Consider the following 15,355-nt stretch of genomic DNA (forward strand, 5'->3'; position numbering starts at 1 on the left):
TCCGGGAGGGCCGCTGGATAGGGTCTGACCATGGATGCTTGGACCGGGCACGACGTGCCGACCCTGCCGGGAAACGCGCCCCTGCCGCGCCTTTACGACTCGGCCCGCCGCGAGATCGCGGAGACGGCGCCCGGCTCCACCGCGACGATGTATGTCTGCGGCATCACCCCCTACGACGCCACCCACCTCGGTCACGCGGCCACGATGATTACGTTCGATCTGATCAACCGGGTCTGGCGTGACGCCGGCCGCGACGTCGCTTACGTGCAGAACGTGACCGACATCGACGATCCGCTGCTCGAGCGGGCCACCCGCGACGGGGAGGACTGGGTCGTCCTGGCCATGCGCGAGACCGCCCTGTTCCGCGAGGACATGGAGGCGCTGCGCATCATCCCGCCGGCCCACTACGTCGGCGCCGTCGAGTCGATCCCCGAGATCGTCACCCACGTGCGCGAGCTCATCGCGGCCGGCGCCGCATACACGCTGGACGACGGCAGCGGTGACGTCTACTACTCGGTCGCCGCCGCGCCCCGGTTCGGCTACGAGTCCAACCTCGCCCGCGACGAGATGATCACTCTCTCCCGCGAGCGCGGGGGCGACCCCGACCGCGAGGGCAAGCGCGACCCGCTCGACCCGCTGCTGTGGCGCGGCGCCCGCGACGGCGAGCCGGCCTGGGACGGCGGCGACCTCGGCCCCGGCCGCCCCGGCTGGCACATCGAGTGCACGACGATCGCGCTGGGCCGCCTGGGCGAGACGATCGACGTGCAGGGCGGCGGCAACGACCTGCTCTATCCCCACCACGAGTGCTCGGCCGCGCACGCCGAGACGCTGACCGGCCGGGCGCCGTTCGCGAGCCACTACGTGCACGCCGGCATGATCGGCCTCGACGGCGAGAAGATGTCCAAGTCCCAGGGCAACCTGGTGTTCGTCTCCCGTCTGCGCGGCGACGGCGTCGACCCGATGGCCGTGCGCCTGGGTCTGCTCTCCGGTCACTACCGCGGTGATCGTGAGTGGACCGACGAGGTGCTCAAGACGGGGGAGGAGCGGCTGGCCCGCTGGCGTTCGGCCGCCGCCGCCCCGGCTGGTCCGTCCGGTGACGGGCTCCTGGACGCGGTGCGCGAGGCGCTGACCGGCGACCTCGACACGCCGGCGGCGCTGGCGGTTGTCGACGCCTGGGCCGAGGCCGCGCTCTCCGGCGCCGGCGACGACGATCAGGCTCCGGCGCTGATGGCCCGCACGGTGGACGCGTTGCTCGGCGTCCGTCTCTGACCAGGGCGGGGCTCGCCCCACGAGGACTTTAGACACTGGTTCGGGGTTACTGGGCGGTTTGGGAACTTTGTACGCGGTTGGCTGGTCAATGCCGACATAAGCCACAATTCGGACACGAATCGGACAGACTCGAGGTGTTCCTGACATCGTCCGAAAGGAAACACCATGCGTCGTCCGGTCCTGTACATCGCCGGTCTCATGCTCGCCACCGGGGCCAGCTTCGCGTTCGCGGGCACCGCGAACGCCGCTGCCTCGGGCGGCCCGTTCGGTGACGAGTACGACATCTCGTCGTCCTACGAGGTCGACTACGAGTACTCGGACAACAACGACGAGTACAACCAGTTCTCGCTGCTGAACGTGCTCAGCCCCAACGGCCAGGACAACACCGGCCTGAACCTGGGCCTGTTCGGCCGCTGATCCGGCACCGCTGATCCGCGGACCCGGGGCGCCCTTCGCACAGGGCACCCCGGGTCTTCGGCTTTCCAGAACTAGGGTCTGTCCTGCCGATCACGCGGGGCTGCGGCGTGGCCCAGGTGGCGCCTGACGACGTCCGCAGAACGGCCACATACAACCCCGGTATGCGACCGTCCTACGGCCGCCGCCAGCCACCACCTGGACCGCGCCTCGCTCCCACGTGATCGGCAGGACAGACCCTAGGCGAGCGCCAGGCCGGGATCGGGGTCGGGGGCCGGCACGGGAGCGGGGATCTTGTATTCCTCGGTCAGCGTGGTCATCGGGCCCGGCCACGTCGCCTGGGCCACCTCGATCGGCTTGCGGGTCTCGTCGAACGCGACATGCAACAGGTGCAGCACCGGCGTGTCCGGGCGGATCTGCAGCACCTCGGCCTCGTCGCGGCTGGGCTGCCGGGCACTGATCGTGTCGGTGGCCGAGGCGTACCGCTTGCCGAGCACCTCCTCGGCCTCCTGATAGAGCGGCCGGCCGAACGCCTCGGCGCGTTCCAGCGACGTGCCACTGGTATCGGTCACCCGGAACCACGAAGCGCCGATCTCCACCGTGGCGTCGTCGGTCTTGACCAGGTGGCGGCGCGCGAGCATCTCGGTGCCGTCGCGCACGCCGAACGCGTCGGCGACCTCGGGCGGGGCCGGCTCCCGGCGTACGGAAACCAATTGCTGCCGATAGCGGGCGGCCAGATCGGCGTGGTAGCCCCGATGGGCGCCGTAGCGGCCCCGGGAGAGCCGGTTGAGGCGGCGGCGCGTGCCCCGGACGTAGGTGCCGGAGCCCGGCTTGGTGATCAGGACGCCCTCGACCCGCAACTGGTCGACGGTGCGCTGCACGGTCTGCTTGGCGACGCCGAACATCTCGGCCATGGCCGGGATCGACGGCAGGCGCTCACCCGGCTGCCAGTCGCCGCGGCGGATCCGCTCCTTGAGCTGAGCGGCGATCTGCCGGTGCGGGAACTCGGCTGCTCCCGGGTTGATGGTCATCCCGAACCTCCTAGACCCTAGGTTCCTAGGATGGCTCAGGCAGTGTGGTAAAGGTCGCAGCGACACGCCCGGTCGAGCGCGCCGCTGCGGTCCCGATTACCAGGAACCGGCGGTCGGGCCGGCCGAGCCGCCCCGGCGGCGCAGGTACTTCTCGAACTCGCTGGCGATCTCGTCGCCGGTCAGCGGCTGGATGCCCTCGTCACCGACTCGCTCCTCCAGCTCCCGCACGTATTCGCCCAGCTCGGCGTCCTGCTCGGCGGCGGCTCGGACCCGCTTCTCCCACTCGTCAGCCTCCTCGGCCAGGTCGGCCAGCGGCACCGGAAGATCGAGCACGTCCTCGAGCCGGCTCAGCAGGGCCAGCGTCGCCTTGGGGCAGGGCGGGTTGTTGGCGTAGTGCGGCACGTGCACCCAGAACGACAGCGCGTCGAGATCGGCGCGGCCGGCCGCTTCGTGGAGCACGCCGACGATGCCGGTCGGGCCGTCGTAGCGGGTCGGGACGACCTTGTATTTGTCCTGCGCCTCACGGTCGCTGGCCGAGCCGCTGATCGGCAGCGGACGGGTGTAGGGCACGTCGGCCAGCAGGGCGCCGAGCAGCACGATCCGATTGACCTCGAGGCTGTGGCACACCTCGAGGACCTGCTCGCAGAAGGTGCGCCAGCGCATGCTCGGCTCGATGCCGCGGATCAGCACGACGTCGCGGTCGGAGCCGGGCGGGCTGGCCACGGTGAACCGCGTGGTCGGCCATTCGATTTTGCGGGTCTCGCCCTCGGCCATGGTGATCGTCGGCCGGCTGACCTGGAAGTCGTAGAACTCCTCCGGGTCGATGGTGGAGATCTCGCGGGCCTGCCACACCTGCTCCAGGTGTTCCACGGCCGCGGTCGATGCGTCCGCCGCGTCGTTCCAGCCCTCGAAGGCGGCGATGGCCACGGGGGAACGGAGCAGCGGGAGGCCGTCGAACTCAGTCATGGGAGACAGCCTACGTGCGGCCGTCGCTGACCACCGGGCGGCCGCGCCGCGCTGCGTACACCTCGGGGGCCAGGACGGCGGCGCACCGCAGGTTGCGGTAGTGGCCCTCGTGGTCCAGCCCGTAGCCGACGATCAAGCCGTCACCGACGTCGAAGCCCACGTAGGTGGGGGTGCCCGCCTCGACGTGCGCCGTCTCGGGTTTGCGCAGCAGGGCACAGACCGCGAGCGAGGCCGGACCCCGCTGGGCCAGGTTGGTGATCAGCCACGACATGGTGAGGCCGGTGTCGATGACGCCGTCGACGATCAGCACGTCCCGGCCGGCGATGTCGAGGTCGAGGTCCTTCAGCAGGCGCACCGAGCCCGACGCGCGGTTGCGGGTGCTGTACGACTTGACGGCCATCCAGCCGATCTCGACCTGAGCCGGGTAGGCCCGGGCCAGGTCGACGGTGAAGGTGGCCGCGCCGCCGAGGACGCCGACCAGCACCGGCGTACGCGATCCGTAACGGTCATGCAGCTCGGCGGCCAGAGCACCGACGCGCGCCAGGATCTGTTCCTCGGTCAAGATCACCGATTCGAGGTCGTCCGCGACGTGACTCGCGTCCACGAGAGCTGCCTCCTTTGAGGGCTGTTCAACTTCTAGTAAGGTCCGCGCAGTTGATCGTTCACGTTTCGGGATACAGCGGGAGATATGGCATGGCGCAGCGGTTCCCCCTCGAAGTGATCCGCGAACGCACGTACAAACAGCGTGACGCGTGGTGGACCGTCGGCCTGGTCGATCCGCTCGCCTCCCGCCTGGTCCAGCTGGTCTCGCCGTGGCGTTCCGTGACACCGAACCGCCTGACCCTGCTCGCCTTCGTGGTCGGCCTCGGCAGTGCGTACTCGTTCTGGCGAGCCGATTACCCGTGGCTCCTGCTCGGCGCGCTGCTGTTCCACCTCAGCTTCGTCCTGGACTGCATGGACGGCAAGATCGCCCGCCTGAACGGGACCGGTTCGCCGTTCGGGTCGTGGCTCGACTACGTGCTCGACCGCCTGCGGGTGGCCGTGTGCGCGGTCGGCCTGTTCGGCGGGCAGTACGCGGCGACCGGGAACCGGACGTACCTGTGGGTCGGCTTCGTGGTCGTGTTCCTCGACATGTTCCGCTATCTCAACGCGCTGCAGATGGGCAAGGTGCGCGCCGACCTCAACCAGGGCGCGGTCGTCATGAGCGACGAGGACTCCGAGGCCGGCCCGGTCGTGGTGCCCCAGGCGACCGGCAACGAGTCGGCGGTGTGGCGGCTGCGCAACTTCCTGGTGCGGCACCGGATCCGCCCCCACCTGTTCAGCGGCATCGAGTTCATGATGTTCGTCTTCATCCTGGGCCCGGTGACGAAGCAGATCATCCTGGTCGCCGAGCTGTCCTCGGTGCTGATGGTGGCGTTCGAGCTGCTGCTGATCTACCGCCTCCACGCGTACGCGAAGGGCAAGTCCCGCCGCGTCGAGGAGCCGCGTGTGCCGGTGGCCGTCTAGAGGACGTTGTCCAGCACGGTCACCTCGGTCTGGGCGCTGAAACCGGCCCTCGCGTAGAGCTCGACGGCCCGCACGTTGGCCGTCTCGCTCTGCAGCGAGAGCCGGTGGGCGCCGCTGGCTCTCGCCTCGTCGGCGACCGTCTCCAGCAGCGCCCGGGCCACCCCGCGGCGGCGGGCGGCCGGGCGGACGTAAAGGTCGCGGATCAGCCAGGCGGTGCGCAGCGTGAGAGCGGCCGGCACCACGGCCACCGTGCAGATGCCGTCGGCCTCGCCGGCCACGTAGACCCGGGCCCGCGCCGACTCGACCTGCTCGCGCAGCCACGCGGCGACCGCCTCGGGCGCCGGGTTGGCCCCGTAGTGCTGGCGGTATTCGTCGAGGAGCTGAGCCGCGGCGTCGACGTCACCCAGGCTCCCCAGTCGCGTCACGGTCACTCCTCCATAATCACCCCGATCGGCGGATAAATCAGGGCATAATCTCATCGTGACGCACATCGACGAGGTGCTCGGACCCGATGACGACACGGTGACGTTCTTCCAGCCCCGGGCGATGGTCTACGTCACGATGCTGTGGGTGATCGCCGCCGTGTGGGTCACGTCGCTGGGCCTGTTCACCCTGCTCCGGCTGGCCATCGGCGACCCACCCACCGCCGGCGACCTGATCGTCTACGTCGAACTGGCGCTGATCGTCCCGGTCGTCACAGCCGCCCTGATCATGGTCGCCGCCTGGAACCGGTTCGGCTGGCTGCACAGCTCGATGCGCGGGCTCGACTTCGCCGCCACCGGCCGCCGCCCCGTCCACATCCCCTGGGCCGGCGTGGGCGAGGTGGCGCTGCGCTACCGCGGCCCCTTCACCGAACTCCTCATCACCCCGGTCGACGCCGACTTCGTCGAACCCCTGCACGGCGTGGGCCGCCCGCCCCGCACCCGCAAACGCAACGGTCAGGTCGCCTACCTGGTCGACGTGGGCCTGATGTCCCCGGCCCCCGAGGTGCTGCTGGCCGAGCTCCACCGCCGCCTGCCCGCGAAGGTCTAAATTCGGCGGTCATGACCGACCTGAGGATCACCCGAGTCTTCGACGCGCCCCGCCACCTGGTCTACCGAGCCTTCACCGACCCCGACCAGCTGGCCGCGTGGTTCGGCCCGCCCGGCTGGTCGGTGCCCCGCGACACGATCGAGCTCGACCCCCGCCCCGGCGGCGCCGAACGCTTCACCATGGTCAACGACGACGACCCCACCATGATGTCCCCGGTCAACGCCATCTTCGTCGACGTCATCGAGAACGAGCTGATAGTCGGCGAGGAACAATACGAAGGCGTCACGATGCGCATGCGCCTGGAATTCCACGACGAGCCGGGTGGCCGCACCCGCCTGGAACTGACCCAGGGGCCTTACACCCCGGAGTTCTTGGACGGTGCCACCGAGGGCTGGGGCGGAAGCTTCAAGAAGCTGGACGTCCTGCTGACGGCTTGACCCGTGCCTCCATCCGCAATCCAAGGATCAAAGGCTGGATGTCGGCGGGTCCATCCGCGATCTGAGGATCAAGGGTTGGATGTCGGCGGGTCCATCCGCGATCTGAGGATCAAGGGTTGGATGTCGGCGGGTTCATCCGCGATCTGAGGATCAAGGGTTGGATGTTGGCGGGTTCATCCGCGATCTGAGGATCAAGGGTTGGATGTCGGCGGGTTCATCCGCGATCTGAGGATCAAGGGTTGGATGTTGGCGCGTCCATCCGCGATCTGAGGATCAAGGGTTGGATGTTGGCGCGTCCATCCGCGATCTGAGGATCAAGGGCCAGATGTCGTAGCGGGGTGGTGGGTACGGACCGCAACTCCCGTCGAGGGCCCGGGCGGGCCGAGCAGGGCGCTGCGCGCCCAAAGCGCTCGACCCACCCGGGCGGCCTGAGTGAGTGGTCGCGCCCCTACCCGGCCCCTGCCGAGCCGTCATCTTGCGGCACGACTGGCCGGCGTCGCTGCCCGCGCCGCGGTCGGCACTTGTCCGACCCGCACCACCGCCGGCCGCCCGCATCGGGTAGCCGCGCCGCCGCGCCACCTCGCCGGCCGCCGCGCTCGAACCAGGGCCGCAGCGACGAGGGCACTCTTGGCAGAACCGATCACCAGCCGGAGGCTCGGCGATGTGCGTCCAGTGTCTGTGGACAGTGCCTGGCCGCGCGGCGGGGCGGGTGGCCGGCCTGTGGATGACGGGCTGGGTCGGGGTTGACACGGGCGTACCGTCAGCGGCATTTCCCTGTGGGAGGGCGGGGGAGGCGGTGGCCTACCAGGCAAGATCGCAGGCGGCGCGGGGGAGTCGGTGGCTTGCCGGGCAAGACGGCGGGCGGTGCCGGGGGAGGCGGTGGCTTGCGGGGCGTGATCGCGGGCGGTGCCGGGGGAAGGGCAGTGCTTGACCGTGATGCGGGTGGCGGGGAATGTGGCGGCATGGGGGCTCATATCCATTCGGTGCCGGCGGTGATCTCGGCGGAGCCGTGTGAGGTTGCGGTTCTGGCGGTGCCGGGTGCACTTCGGCCGTACGTGCTCGGCTTTTCGGGGTTTCGGTCGGGGTCCGGGTTGCCGGTGGCGCATCTGGTGCTGCCGTTGGCCTCCACGACGGTGATCGTCGACTTCGGATCGGTGTCGGGGGTGGTGTCGGGGGCTCGGGACGCGGCCACCACCCGGGGCGACACGCGCTGGGGGCACGGCGTCAGTGTGGGGCTCACTCCGTTGGGGGTCCGTGCGCTGCTCGGGGTTCCGATGCCGGAGCTGGGCGGCACTGCGGTCGCGCTGGCTGATCTGGTCGGGCCGGGGGCGACGGAGCTGCCGGGGATGCTCGGCGCCGCGCAGGGGTGGGCGGAGCGGTTCGATCTGCTGACCGAGGTGGTCACCGCCGCCCTTCGGAAGCGGCGGGAGTGGCGGGACCGGCGGGAGTGGAGGGACCGGCGGGAGCCCGCCTGGCCTGACGCCGCGGTGATGACTGCTTGGCGGCGCCTTCAGGTGGGTGGGCGCCAGCCGATCGGCGGGCTCGCGGAGGAGCTCGGGGTGTCGCGGCGTCAGTTGGAGCGGGGGTTCCGGCAGCATGTCGGGATGTCACCGGCCACCGTGGCGCGGATCGGGCGGTTTCAGCGGGCTGTCGCGCGGCTCGGGTCGGGGGCGGCGCCGTCGGACGCGGCGGCGGACAGCGGGTTCGCCGATCATCCGCATCTGGCGCGGGAGACCCGTTCGATGGCGGGGCTGACCCCGACCGGGCTGGCCGCCTATCTCAAGACGCCGGTGATGGTGTCGCAATCGTCCAAGACCGGGAGCGGCGCGCGGGCCTAGCGTTCGGGCATGACGCTGACGGGGAAGACCGCGCTGGTGACCGGGGGATCGCGCGGCATCGGACGGGCGATCGTCGAGGAGCTGGCCGCCGCGGGTGCCACGGTTGTGTTCACCTACAAGCAGGACGACGCGGCCGCCGAGAAGGTTCTTTCCGGTACGCCGGGAACTGTCGCCGTGCGGGCCGACCAGGAGGACCTCGGGGCGCTGGACGCGATGTTCGAGCCCGTACGCGACGGTCTCGACATCCTGGTCACCAACGCGGGAACGGCCACCGCGGCGCCGATCGCCGAGCTCACGCCGGAGGAGTTCGACCGCGTCTTCACGGTGAACACGAAGTTCCCGCTGTTCGCGATCCGGACGGCCGCGCCCCTGTTGCGCGACGGCGGCCGCGTGGTCACCGTGTCGACGCTCAACACGGTGTCGCAGGCGCCGGGGCTGGCTCTCTATTGCGCCAGCAAGGCGGCCTTGGAACAGATCACGGTGGTCGCCGCGCGGGAACTGGGCCCGCGCGGCATCACGGTCAACGCGGTCTCGCCGGGGGCCACCGACACCGACCTGCTGCGTTCGGGCAACTCGCCGGAGGCACTGGAGGGCGCGGCCGCGATGACCCCGCTCGGCCGCCTCGGCCGGCCGGCTGACGTGGCCGCCGTGGTCGGATTCCTGGTGTCACCGCGGGGCGGCTGGGTGACCGGCCAGAACATCCGCGCCACCGGTGGCCTGTAGGCAGATCAGATGATCGCCCGGATCACGACGATGCCGAAGAAGACGATGAGGAAAGCGACGTCGATCGCCGCCCCGCCGACGCGCAGCGGGGGGATGACCCGGCGTACGGGGGCCAGGATCGGCTCGGTCACGGTGTAGACGCCCGACATGAGCCGCGACCGGAAGCCGCCCGCCTGGGCGGGGCCGGCCAGGACGGTGCTCCAGTCGAGCAGGGCCCGGGCGACCAGCAGCAGCTGCACGAGCAGAAGGAGGAAATCGACGAGAGCCAGGATCAAGGGGTACCTCCGGTACCGAAAGAAGTGACCCCTCTACTGTGCGTCGCTCAGCTGTGCGATCGCTGTGCGCGGTCTGTGAGGAGGCGGCGGATCATGTCATGCATCGACCGCTGCTCGGCCTCGTTGAGGACTCCGTCGAGTTTCTCGGCCACCGCGGCGTCGTAGGTGGCCGTCGCCGTCGTCAGGCGCTCGCGGCCGAGCGGGGTGAGCGCGACCAGGCTGGCCCGCCGGTCGCCGGGGTCGGCGGTGCGCTCGATGAGCCCGGCCGCCCGGACCCGCTCGGCCAGCTTGCTGGCGCCGCCGATGGTGATGCGCAGCTCGCCGGCCAGGTCGCCGATCCGTCGCGGGGTGCCGTCGGCGAGCACGAGCAGCGTCTCGAACGATGACAGCGGCAGGTCGTGTTCCTGCTTGAGCCGTGCGTCGACGTGGTCCCAGAGCACGATCTCCAGCCGTACGAGATCAGTCAGCCACCGCACGCGTCGGGTCACCGGCCCAGCTTACCTTCCGTGGAATTAGATTCCATGGAATGTTGTTGGCCCGGGCATGAGAGCAATCGTCCTTTCCGCGCCGGGCCCCGCCGAGAACCTCGAGATCCACGACCGGCCGCTGCCGGCGGTGGGCGCCGGTCAGGTGCGCCTCCGGGTCCACGCGTTCGGCCTCAACCGGTCCGACCTTCACCTGCGCCTCGGATACGCCGAGGGGGCCCGGCTGCCGATCGTTCCCGGCATCGAGGCGGTCGGGGTGGTCGACGCCGCGCCCGGCAGCGATCTCGAACCGGGGCAGCAGGTCGCCGCGCTGATGGGCGGCATGGGCCGCAGCTTCGACGGCGGCTACGCCGATTACACCGTCGTGCCGCGCTCGCAGGTGATCCCGTTCCGCTCCGATCTGCCGTGGCGGGTCATCGGCGCCGTCCCCGAGACCTTGCAGACCGCGTACGGGTCCTTGACCACCGGCCTCGACCTGCGCGCCGGCCAGACCTTGCTCATCCGCGGCGGCACCTCGGCCCTCGGCTACGCCACGGCCGCGCTGGCCCGTGACCTCGGCGCCACCGTGCTGGCCACCACCCGCCAGGCGTCCCGGCTGGCCGAGCTCGCCGCGGCCGGCGTCGACCATCCGATCCTCGACGACGGCGCCGTCGCCGCCCGGGTCCGCGAGCTGCGCCCCGGCGGTGTCGACGCCGCCCTCGAACTGGTCGGCACCCCGACGTTGCCCGACACGCTGGCCGCCACCCGGGTGCACGGCACGGTCTGCTTCGCCGGGATGCTGTCCAACCAGTGGACGATCCCCGATTTCTACCCGATCGGATATCTGCCCACCGGCGTACGCCTGACCGCGTACAGCGGCGACGCGGTCAACCTGCCGCAGCCGGTCCTGCAGGACGCGCTCGACCGCCTGGCCGCCGGCACCCTGACCCTGGGGCCGGTGACCGTCTACCCGTTCGACCGCATCGCCGACGCCCACCGCGACATCGAGCACAACCGGGTCAGCGGCAAAGTCGTCGTAGTCACCGGTAGCTGAAAGTAGTCAAGCGTTCGACGTATGGCAATCTTCGCGGCTGCCCACGATGATGGCGGGAGGGTGTGACACCGAGGAGGCGCCCATGCCGGACGTCGTAGTCGTCTGCGGTCATCCGAGTCCCGGTTCACGGACGTTGCGGCTGGCCACCGCGCTGGGGGAGCGGATCGCGCGGAGCCGGGGCCAAGCCGTCTTCAGCACGGTCGACGTGGCCCGGCTCGGCCCCGGGCTGCTCACCCCCGACGACGGTGCCACCGGGGCCGCGCTGCTGGAGGTCCAGGACGCCGCGGTACTGATCGTGGCGACGCCCACCTATCGCGGCACGTTCTCGGGCGCGCTCAAGGTGCTGCTCGACCAGCTCCCGGCCAACGCGCTGGCCGGGGTGCTGGCCGTGCCCGTGGTCACCGCCGAGGTGCAGTCGCAGGCCGACACGGCCGAGGCGTTCCTGGCCCGGCTGCTGCGTGAGCTCGGCGCCGACGTGGTCGACTTCGGCCTGACCGCGGCCGGACCCGAGCTGTCCGACCCGGCCGGCGTGGCCGACCAGTACACCGCCGCGCTCATCCCGTGAGGAGGCGCTAGCTTGTCGGGATGCGCGAGCGGGGCACGGTCTTCGGTGAGATGGCGGACGACTACGACCGGGTCCGGCCGGGCTATCCGGTCGCGCTGGCCGACGAGTTGCTGGCCGCGGCCGGTCCCGGTCCGGTGCTCGAGGTCGGCGCGGGCACGGGCAAGGCGACCCGGCTGTTCGCGCGCCCCGGCGTCGACCTGACCTGCGTCGAGCCCGACGAGCGGATGGCCGGGGTGCTCCGGCGCAACATCCCCGGGATCACCGTCGTCGACAGCGCCTTCGAGGACTGGCAACCCCCTCGACCGTACGGCTTGGTCGTGAGCGCCCAGGCCTGGCACTGGGTCGATCCCGTACGGCGGGCCGATCTCGCCTTCGACGCGCTCGCCCCCGGCGGGTTGTTCGCGCCGTTCTGGAACGTCTTCCTGGTGGCCGACCCGGCGCTGCACGCGGCGCTGGCCGAGGTCGACGCGCGGCACGGTCTGGCCGACGAGACGTCGCACCGCCGGAGTGCCGCCGCCCGCACCCCGCTGGGACCGTTCGAGCAGGAGTGGGCCGATCTGCATCTGACCGACGGCCGCTTCACCGAGCTGCGGAGCCGCCGCTACGAGTCGGCGCTCTCGTACGCCTCGGAGCACTACCGTGACTACCTGATGTCGACGTCGCGCTACCGCCTGCTCGACCCGGGCACCGCCCGCGCCGTGCTGGACGAGACGATCGCCGTGGTCGACGCGCACGGCGGCACGATCGACTTCGTCGTCGACACCGACGTCGCCCTGGCCCGCCGGCCGGCTCAGTAGGCGTAGTTCAGGCTCCGCATCCGTCGCATCAGCGCGGTGGCCGTCTCGGCGGTCAGGTTCTCCGGCGTGAACTCGTAGCCCGGCAGCACATCGCGCAACGCCACCCGCAGCTGCGGTGACGTGCTGTCGACCAGGCCCATCGACCAGTCCGCGAAGCCGCGCTCGGGCACGTCGTGCACCGCGATCAGCGCGACCTCGCGGTGCCGCGGGTCCCCGCTGATCGTCAGGAATGCCCGGGTGACCCGTTCCGCCTCACCTTCGAGGCACTGCAGGAAGTAGTCGCGGTTGAACAGCAGGACACCGGTGAGGTCGTTCGCCGGGTTGTTGCGCCGGGCCGTGTCACGGATCTCGAAGATCCCGTTGGGCGGCAGACTGTTCTTGCGGCTGCGATAGATCAGCTGCGTAACACTCATTTCCCCACATTACGATCTACGTCGGGGCCAGGACGTGGGTCTGCCCGAACGCCACCGCGACCCCGGGGGAGTAGAGGACGCTCACCGGCGGCTCCGACGGCTGGGGCAAGCCGGCCGCCCGGACCAGGGAGTCCGACAGCGACAGCAGCTCGGCCCGGTGCAGCGGCCACGGCGAGTGCTCGTTGGCCAGATGCCGGGTGCCGCCCCACGCGGTCGTGTGCAGGCCCCACCGCGCGGTGAGAAAGTGCTCGAGCGGCGTCGGCTCGGCGATCGGGTCGCCCACCCGGATCGCCATCTCGCTGGTCGCCGGGCGCGGGCCGGGCCAGCGGCGGCGTGACGTGTAGGTCAGGACGTCGCGCTCGCGGGTGATCCGCATGCGCGCCCACATGTACGGCAGGCGCAGCGACACCCGGGCCGCGAGCACTGGCAGCAGGCGCTCGGCCTCCAGCGACCGGAACACGACCCCGCGGCGGCCCTGCGCGTCCACGCTGTAGAGCCGGACATTGGTCTCGGCGAACGTGCCGAGGTAGGGCACGCCGGGCCCGCCCAGGAACCCGACACCCTCCATGCGGAAGCCGATCAGCCCGACATAGGTGACCCCGTCGAGCGTGTCCGGCGTCGTGCCGGCGGGCAGCAGCGGCGCGACCAGGGCCGGGTCGACCGGCCAGTGCAGGAAGGCCAGGTCGGCCCAGCGCTGCACCAGCATCGACCGCCGCACCGGGCGCGGCGTGCTGCGGGTGACGGCCTCGGCGTTCAGCGCGCGACCTCGCTCATGTCGGCGTAGCGGTCACCGGCCGGCGGGTGGATCGCGGTCAGCCGGCCCAGCTGCGAGGCGGTCAGGGTCAGCTCGTCGGCTCCCGCGTTCTCCTCGAGGCGGGTGACCCGCTTGGTGCCGGGGATGGGCGCGAGGTCGTCACCCTGCGCGAGCACCCAGGCCAGCGCGACCTGGGCCCCGGTGGCGCCGGCCTCGCGGGCGACCGCCTCGACCTCGTCGACGATCCGCAGGTTCTGCTCGAAGTTGCCGCCGGAGAAGCGGGGCGAGGACCGCCGGAAGTCGTCCTGGTCGAGCGCCCGCGGGTCGCGGATCGCGCCGGTGAGGAAGCCGCGCCCGAGCGGCGAGTACGGCACGAAGCCGATGCCCAGCTCACGCAGCGTGGGCAGGATCTCGGCCTCCACGTCGCGCGTCCACAACGAGTACTCGGACTGCACCGCGGTGATCGGGTGCACGGCATGCGCCCGGCGGATCGTGCCCGCCCCGGCCTCGGACAGGCCCAGGTGCCGGATCTTGCCCGCCTGCACCAGGTCACCGAGCGTGCCCACGACCTCCTCGATCGGCACCTTCGGGTCGACCCGGTGCTGGTAGTAGAGGTCGATGTGGTCGGTGCCGAGCCGCCGCAGCGAGCCCTCCAGCGCCGCCCGGATGTTGTCGGGGTGGCTGTCGATGGTCCGCTTCCGGTCGTCGTCGCCCAGGTGCGTGAGCAGCCCGAACTTGGTCGCGATCTGCACCTCGCCCCACCGCCCGGCCAGCGCCCGGCCGACGAGCTCCTCGTTCGCATACGGCCCGTAGGTCTCGGCCGTGTCGAAGAAGGTGACCCCGAGCTCGAGCGCCCGGTGGATGGTGCGGATCGACTCGGCGTCGTCCGAGGCCTTGCCGGTGTAGTAGGCCGACATGCCCATGCAGCCGAGGCCGAGGCGGGACACGTCGAGGCCCGCGAGCGATACGCGCTTCATGCCGCCGAAGCTACGCCTGAGCGCGGGGCCCGGGACAGTGATGGAGGTAACGGCGGTCAGGTACCGGTCTCACAGGAGACAATGGGAGCGACACCCATCTCGACGACGGAGGCTCATTCTGAACGCGCGACGACCGGCCGCGGTGCTCTTCGACATGGACGGCACGCTGGTGGACAGCGAGAAGGTGTGGGAGATCGCCCTGCACGAGCTGGCCGCGCGGGCCGGGGGCACGTTGTCCCCCGCCGCCCGCCAGGCCATGATCGGCAGCAGCATGGCGAACAGCATGCGCATCTTCCGCGACGACCTCGGCCTGCCCGACCGTCCCGAGGCGCCCGACGTCGAGTGGCTCACCGCTCGGGTGTTCGAGCTGTTCGGTGCGGGGCTGGTGTGGCGCCCCGGAGCCCAGGCGCTGCTGCACGCCGTACGCTTCGCCGGCCTGCCCACCGCCCTGGTCACCTCGACCGGCCGCCGCCTGGTCGACGTCGCCCTGACCACCCTGGGCCGGGAGAACTTCGACGTGATCGTCTGCGGCGACGAGGTCACCATGCCCAAGCCCGACCCCGAGCCCTACCGGGCCGCGGCCAAGCTGCTCGGCGTGGCGATCGAGGACTGCGTGGCGATCGAGGACTCGCCGACCGGCGTCTCCAGCGCCCTGGCCTCCGGCGCCGCCGTGCTCGCCGTGCCCTCCGAGCTCGAGCTCCCACCCACCGACGGCGTCCACCTGCGCTCCTCGCTGGTCGGCGTCGACCCGGCCTACCTGGCCGACCTGCTCGTGCACCGCGGCCTCCTGCAGCCCGACGGCCACTGAGCCCGGCGCGGCCCGGGCCGGCTCGCAGCAAG

The 15,355-nt window shown here is 71.1% G+C and carries 20 protein-coding genes; 11 read left to right on the forward strand and 9 right to left on the reverse strand.

Features of this window, described 5'->3' with window-relative positions; all coding sequences use genetic code 11:
* Window positions 1–30: 30 nt before the first annotated feature.
* Together mshC and NAG42_RS30605 are read left to right on the forward strand one after the other, a co-directional pair.
* The gene (gene mshC / locus NAG42_RS30600) at window positions 31–1,269 is read left to right on the forward strand and encodes a cysteine--1-D-myo-inosityl 2-amino-2-deoxy-alpha-D-glucopyranoside ligase (RefSeq protein WP_250035361.1); all 1,239 of its coding nucleotides are present in this window, start codon (window positions 31–33) and stop codon (window positions 1,267–1,269) included.
* A gap of 165 nt (window positions 1,270–1,434) precedes the next feature.
* Complete coding sequence (locus NAG42_RS30605; protein ID WP_250035362.1) at window positions 1,435–1,686, forward strand: hypothetical protein; 252 nt, start codon at window positions 1,435–1,437, stop codon at window positions 1,684–1,686.
* A 236-nt stretch (window positions 1,687–1,922) separates the two neighbouring features.
* Here the strand turns inward: NAG42_RS30605 and NAG42_RS30610 are convergent, their stop codons facing one another.
* The 3 genes from NAG42_RS30610 to hpt all read right to left on the reverse strand — a co-directional run bounded on the left by NAG42_RS30610 (window position 1,923) and on the right by hpt (window position 4,284).
* Window positions 1,923–2,714, reverse strand: a complete 792-nt coding sequence (locus tag NAG42_RS30610; protein ID WP_250035363.1) for a GntR family transcriptional regulator — start codon at window positions 2,712–2,714, stop codon at window positions 1,923–1,925.
* A gap of 96 nt (window positions 2,715–2,810) precedes the next feature.
* The gene (locus NAG42_RS30615; protein ID WP_250035364.1) at window positions 2,811–3,680 is read right to left on the reverse strand and encodes a PAC2 family protein; all 870 of its coding nucleotides are present in this window, start codon (window positions 3,678–3,680) and stop codon (window positions 2,811–2,813) included.
* Between the two features lie 10 nt (window positions 3,681–3,690).
* Complete coding sequence (hpt, locus tag NAG42_RS30620) at window positions 3,691–4,284, reverse strand: hypoxanthine phosphoribosyltransferase (protein ID WP_250035366.1); 594 nt, start codon at window positions 4,282–4,284, stop codon at window positions 3,691–3,693.
* Window positions 4,285–4,373: 89 nt separating this feature from the next.
* Here hpt and NAG42_RS30625 point away from each other — a divergent pair, with 89 nt between their 5' ends.
* On the forward strand, window positions 4,374–5,186 hold the full coding sequence (locus NAG42_RS30625; protein WP_250035367.1) for a CDP-alcohol phosphatidyltransferase family protein: 813 nt from the start codon (window positions 4,374–4,376) through the stop codon (window positions 5,184–5,186).
* Here the strand turns inward: NAG42_RS30625 and NAG42_RS30630 are convergent.
* Window positions 5,183–5,611, reverse strand: coding sequence for a GNAT family N-acetyltransferase (locus tag NAG42_RS30630; RefSeq protein ID WP_250035368.1), 429 nt, complete (start codon window positions 5,609–5,611; stop codon window positions 5,183–5,185). The two genes, NAG42_RS30625 and NAG42_RS30630, sit on opposite strands and share 4 nt — an antisense overlap.
* Before the next feature lie 55 nt (window positions 5,612–5,666).
* Here NAG42_RS30630 and NAG42_RS30635 point away from each other — a divergent pair, with 55 nt between their 5' ends.
* From NAG42_RS30635 to NAG42_RS30650, 4 genes are all read left to right on the forward strand, one after another.
* Window positions 5,667–6,218 carry a hypothetical protein gene (locus tag NAG42_RS30635; protein WP_250035369.1) on the forward strand — a complete coding sequence of 184 codons (552 nt, stop codon included), beginning with the start codon at window positions 5,667–5,669 and terminating at the stop codon, window positions 6,216–6,218.
* 11 nt (window positions 6,219–6,229) lie between these two features.
* A complete protein-coding gene (locus NAG42_RS30640) occupies window positions 6,230–6,655 on the forward strand; it encodes an SRPBCC family protein (protein ID WP_250035370.1) in 426 nt (141 codons plus the stop codon).
* A 983-nt stretch (window positions 6,656–7,638) separates the two neighbouring features.
* Complete coding sequence (locus NAG42_RS45120; RefSeq protein ID WP_250035371.1) at window positions 7,639–8,493, forward strand: AraC family transcriptional regulator; 855 nt, start codon at window positions 7,639–7,641, stop codon at window positions 8,491–8,493.
* Window positions 8,494–8,502: 9 nt separating this feature from the next.
* Entirely contained in the window at window positions 8,503–9,216 is a 714-nt protein-coding gene (locus NAG42_RS30650) for an SDR family oxidoreductase (RefSeq protein WP_250035372.1), read from the forward strand.
* A gap of 5 nt (window positions 9,217–9,221) precedes the next feature.
* Here NAG42_RS30650 and NAG42_RS30655 read toward each other — a convergent pair whose 3' ends face one another.
* Entirely contained in the window at window positions 9,222–9,491 is a 270-nt protein-coding gene (locus NAG42_RS30655) for a YggT family protein (RefSeq protein ID WP_250035373.1), read from the reverse strand.
* A gap of 47 nt (window positions 9,492–9,538) precedes the next feature.
* The gene (locus tag NAG42_RS30660) at window positions 9,539–9,979 is read right to left on the reverse strand and encodes a MarR family winged helix-turn-helix transcriptional regulator (protein ID WP_250035375.1); all 441 of its coding nucleotides are present in this window, start codon (window positions 9,977–9,979) and stop codon (window positions 9,539–9,541) included.
* Between the two features lie 55 nt (window positions 9,980–10,034).
* Between NAG42_RS30660 and NAG42_RS30665 the strand changes: the two genes are divergently transcribed.
* From NAG42_RS30665 to NAG42_RS30675, 3 genes are all read left to right on the forward strand, one after another.
* Window positions 10,035–11,009, forward strand: coding sequence for a zinc-binding dehydrogenase (locus tag NAG42_RS30665; protein WP_250035376.1), 975 nt, complete (start codon window positions 10,035–10,037; stop codon window positions 11,007–11,009).
* 82 nt (window positions 11,010–11,091) lie between these two features.
* Window positions 11,092–11,574: an NADPH-dependent FMN reductase gene (locus NAG42_RS30670; protein WP_250035377.1), complete on the forward strand. Its 483-nt coding sequence runs from the start codon at window positions 11,092–11,094 to the stop codon at window positions 11,572–11,574.
* A gap of 20 nt (window positions 11,575–11,594) precedes the next feature.
* Window positions 11,595–12,371, forward strand: coding sequence for a class I SAM-dependent methyltransferase (locus NAG42_RS30675; RefSeq protein ID WP_250035378.1), 777 nt, complete (start codon window positions 11,595–11,597; stop codon window positions 12,369–12,371).
* Here NAG42_RS30675 and NAG42_RS30680 read toward each other — a convergent pair.
* Genes NAG42_RS30680 through NAG42_RS30690 form a run of 3 tightly spaced genes read right to left on the reverse strand, consistent with a single transcriptional unit; the run spans window position 12,365 to window position 14,515 of the window.
* The gene (locus NAG42_RS30680; protein WP_250035379.1) at window positions 12,365–12,784 is read right to left on the reverse strand and encodes a BLUF domain-containing protein; all 420 of its coding nucleotides are present in this window, start codon (window positions 12,782–12,784) and stop codon (window positions 12,365–12,367) included. The genes NAG42_RS30675 and NAG42_RS30680 overlap by 7 nt on opposite strands.
* 16 nt (window positions 12,785–12,800) lie before the next feature.
* Entirely contained in the window at window positions 12,801–13,490 is a 690-nt protein-coding gene (locus NAG42_RS30685; RefSeq protein ID WP_250035503.1) for a YqjF family protein, read from the reverse strand.
* A gap of 47 nt (window positions 13,491–13,537) precedes the next feature.
* Window positions 13,538–14,515 carry an aldo/keto reductase gene (locus NAG42_RS30690; protein ID WP_250035380.1) on the reverse strand — a complete coding sequence of 326 codons (978 nt, stop codon included), beginning with the start codon at window positions 14,513–14,515 and terminating at the stop codon, window positions 13,538–13,540.
* 142 nt (window positions 14,516–14,657) lie between these two features.
* On the opposite strand from NAG42_RS30690, the gene NAG42_RS30695 reads away from it, so the two are divergent.
* Complete coding sequence (locus NAG42_RS30695) at window positions 14,658–15,323, forward strand: HAD family hydrolase (protein WP_250035381.1); 666 nt, start codon at window positions 14,658–14,660, stop codon at window positions 15,321–15,323.
* The last annotated feature ends 32 nt before the right edge of the window (window positions 15,324–15,355 follow it).

It is taken from the genome of Paractinoplanes maris (genome assembly GCF_023544465.1).
Taxonomy (GTDB): domain Bacteria; phylum Actinomycetota; class Actinomycetes; order Mycobacteriales; family Micromonosporaceae; genus Actinoplanes; species Actinoplanes maris.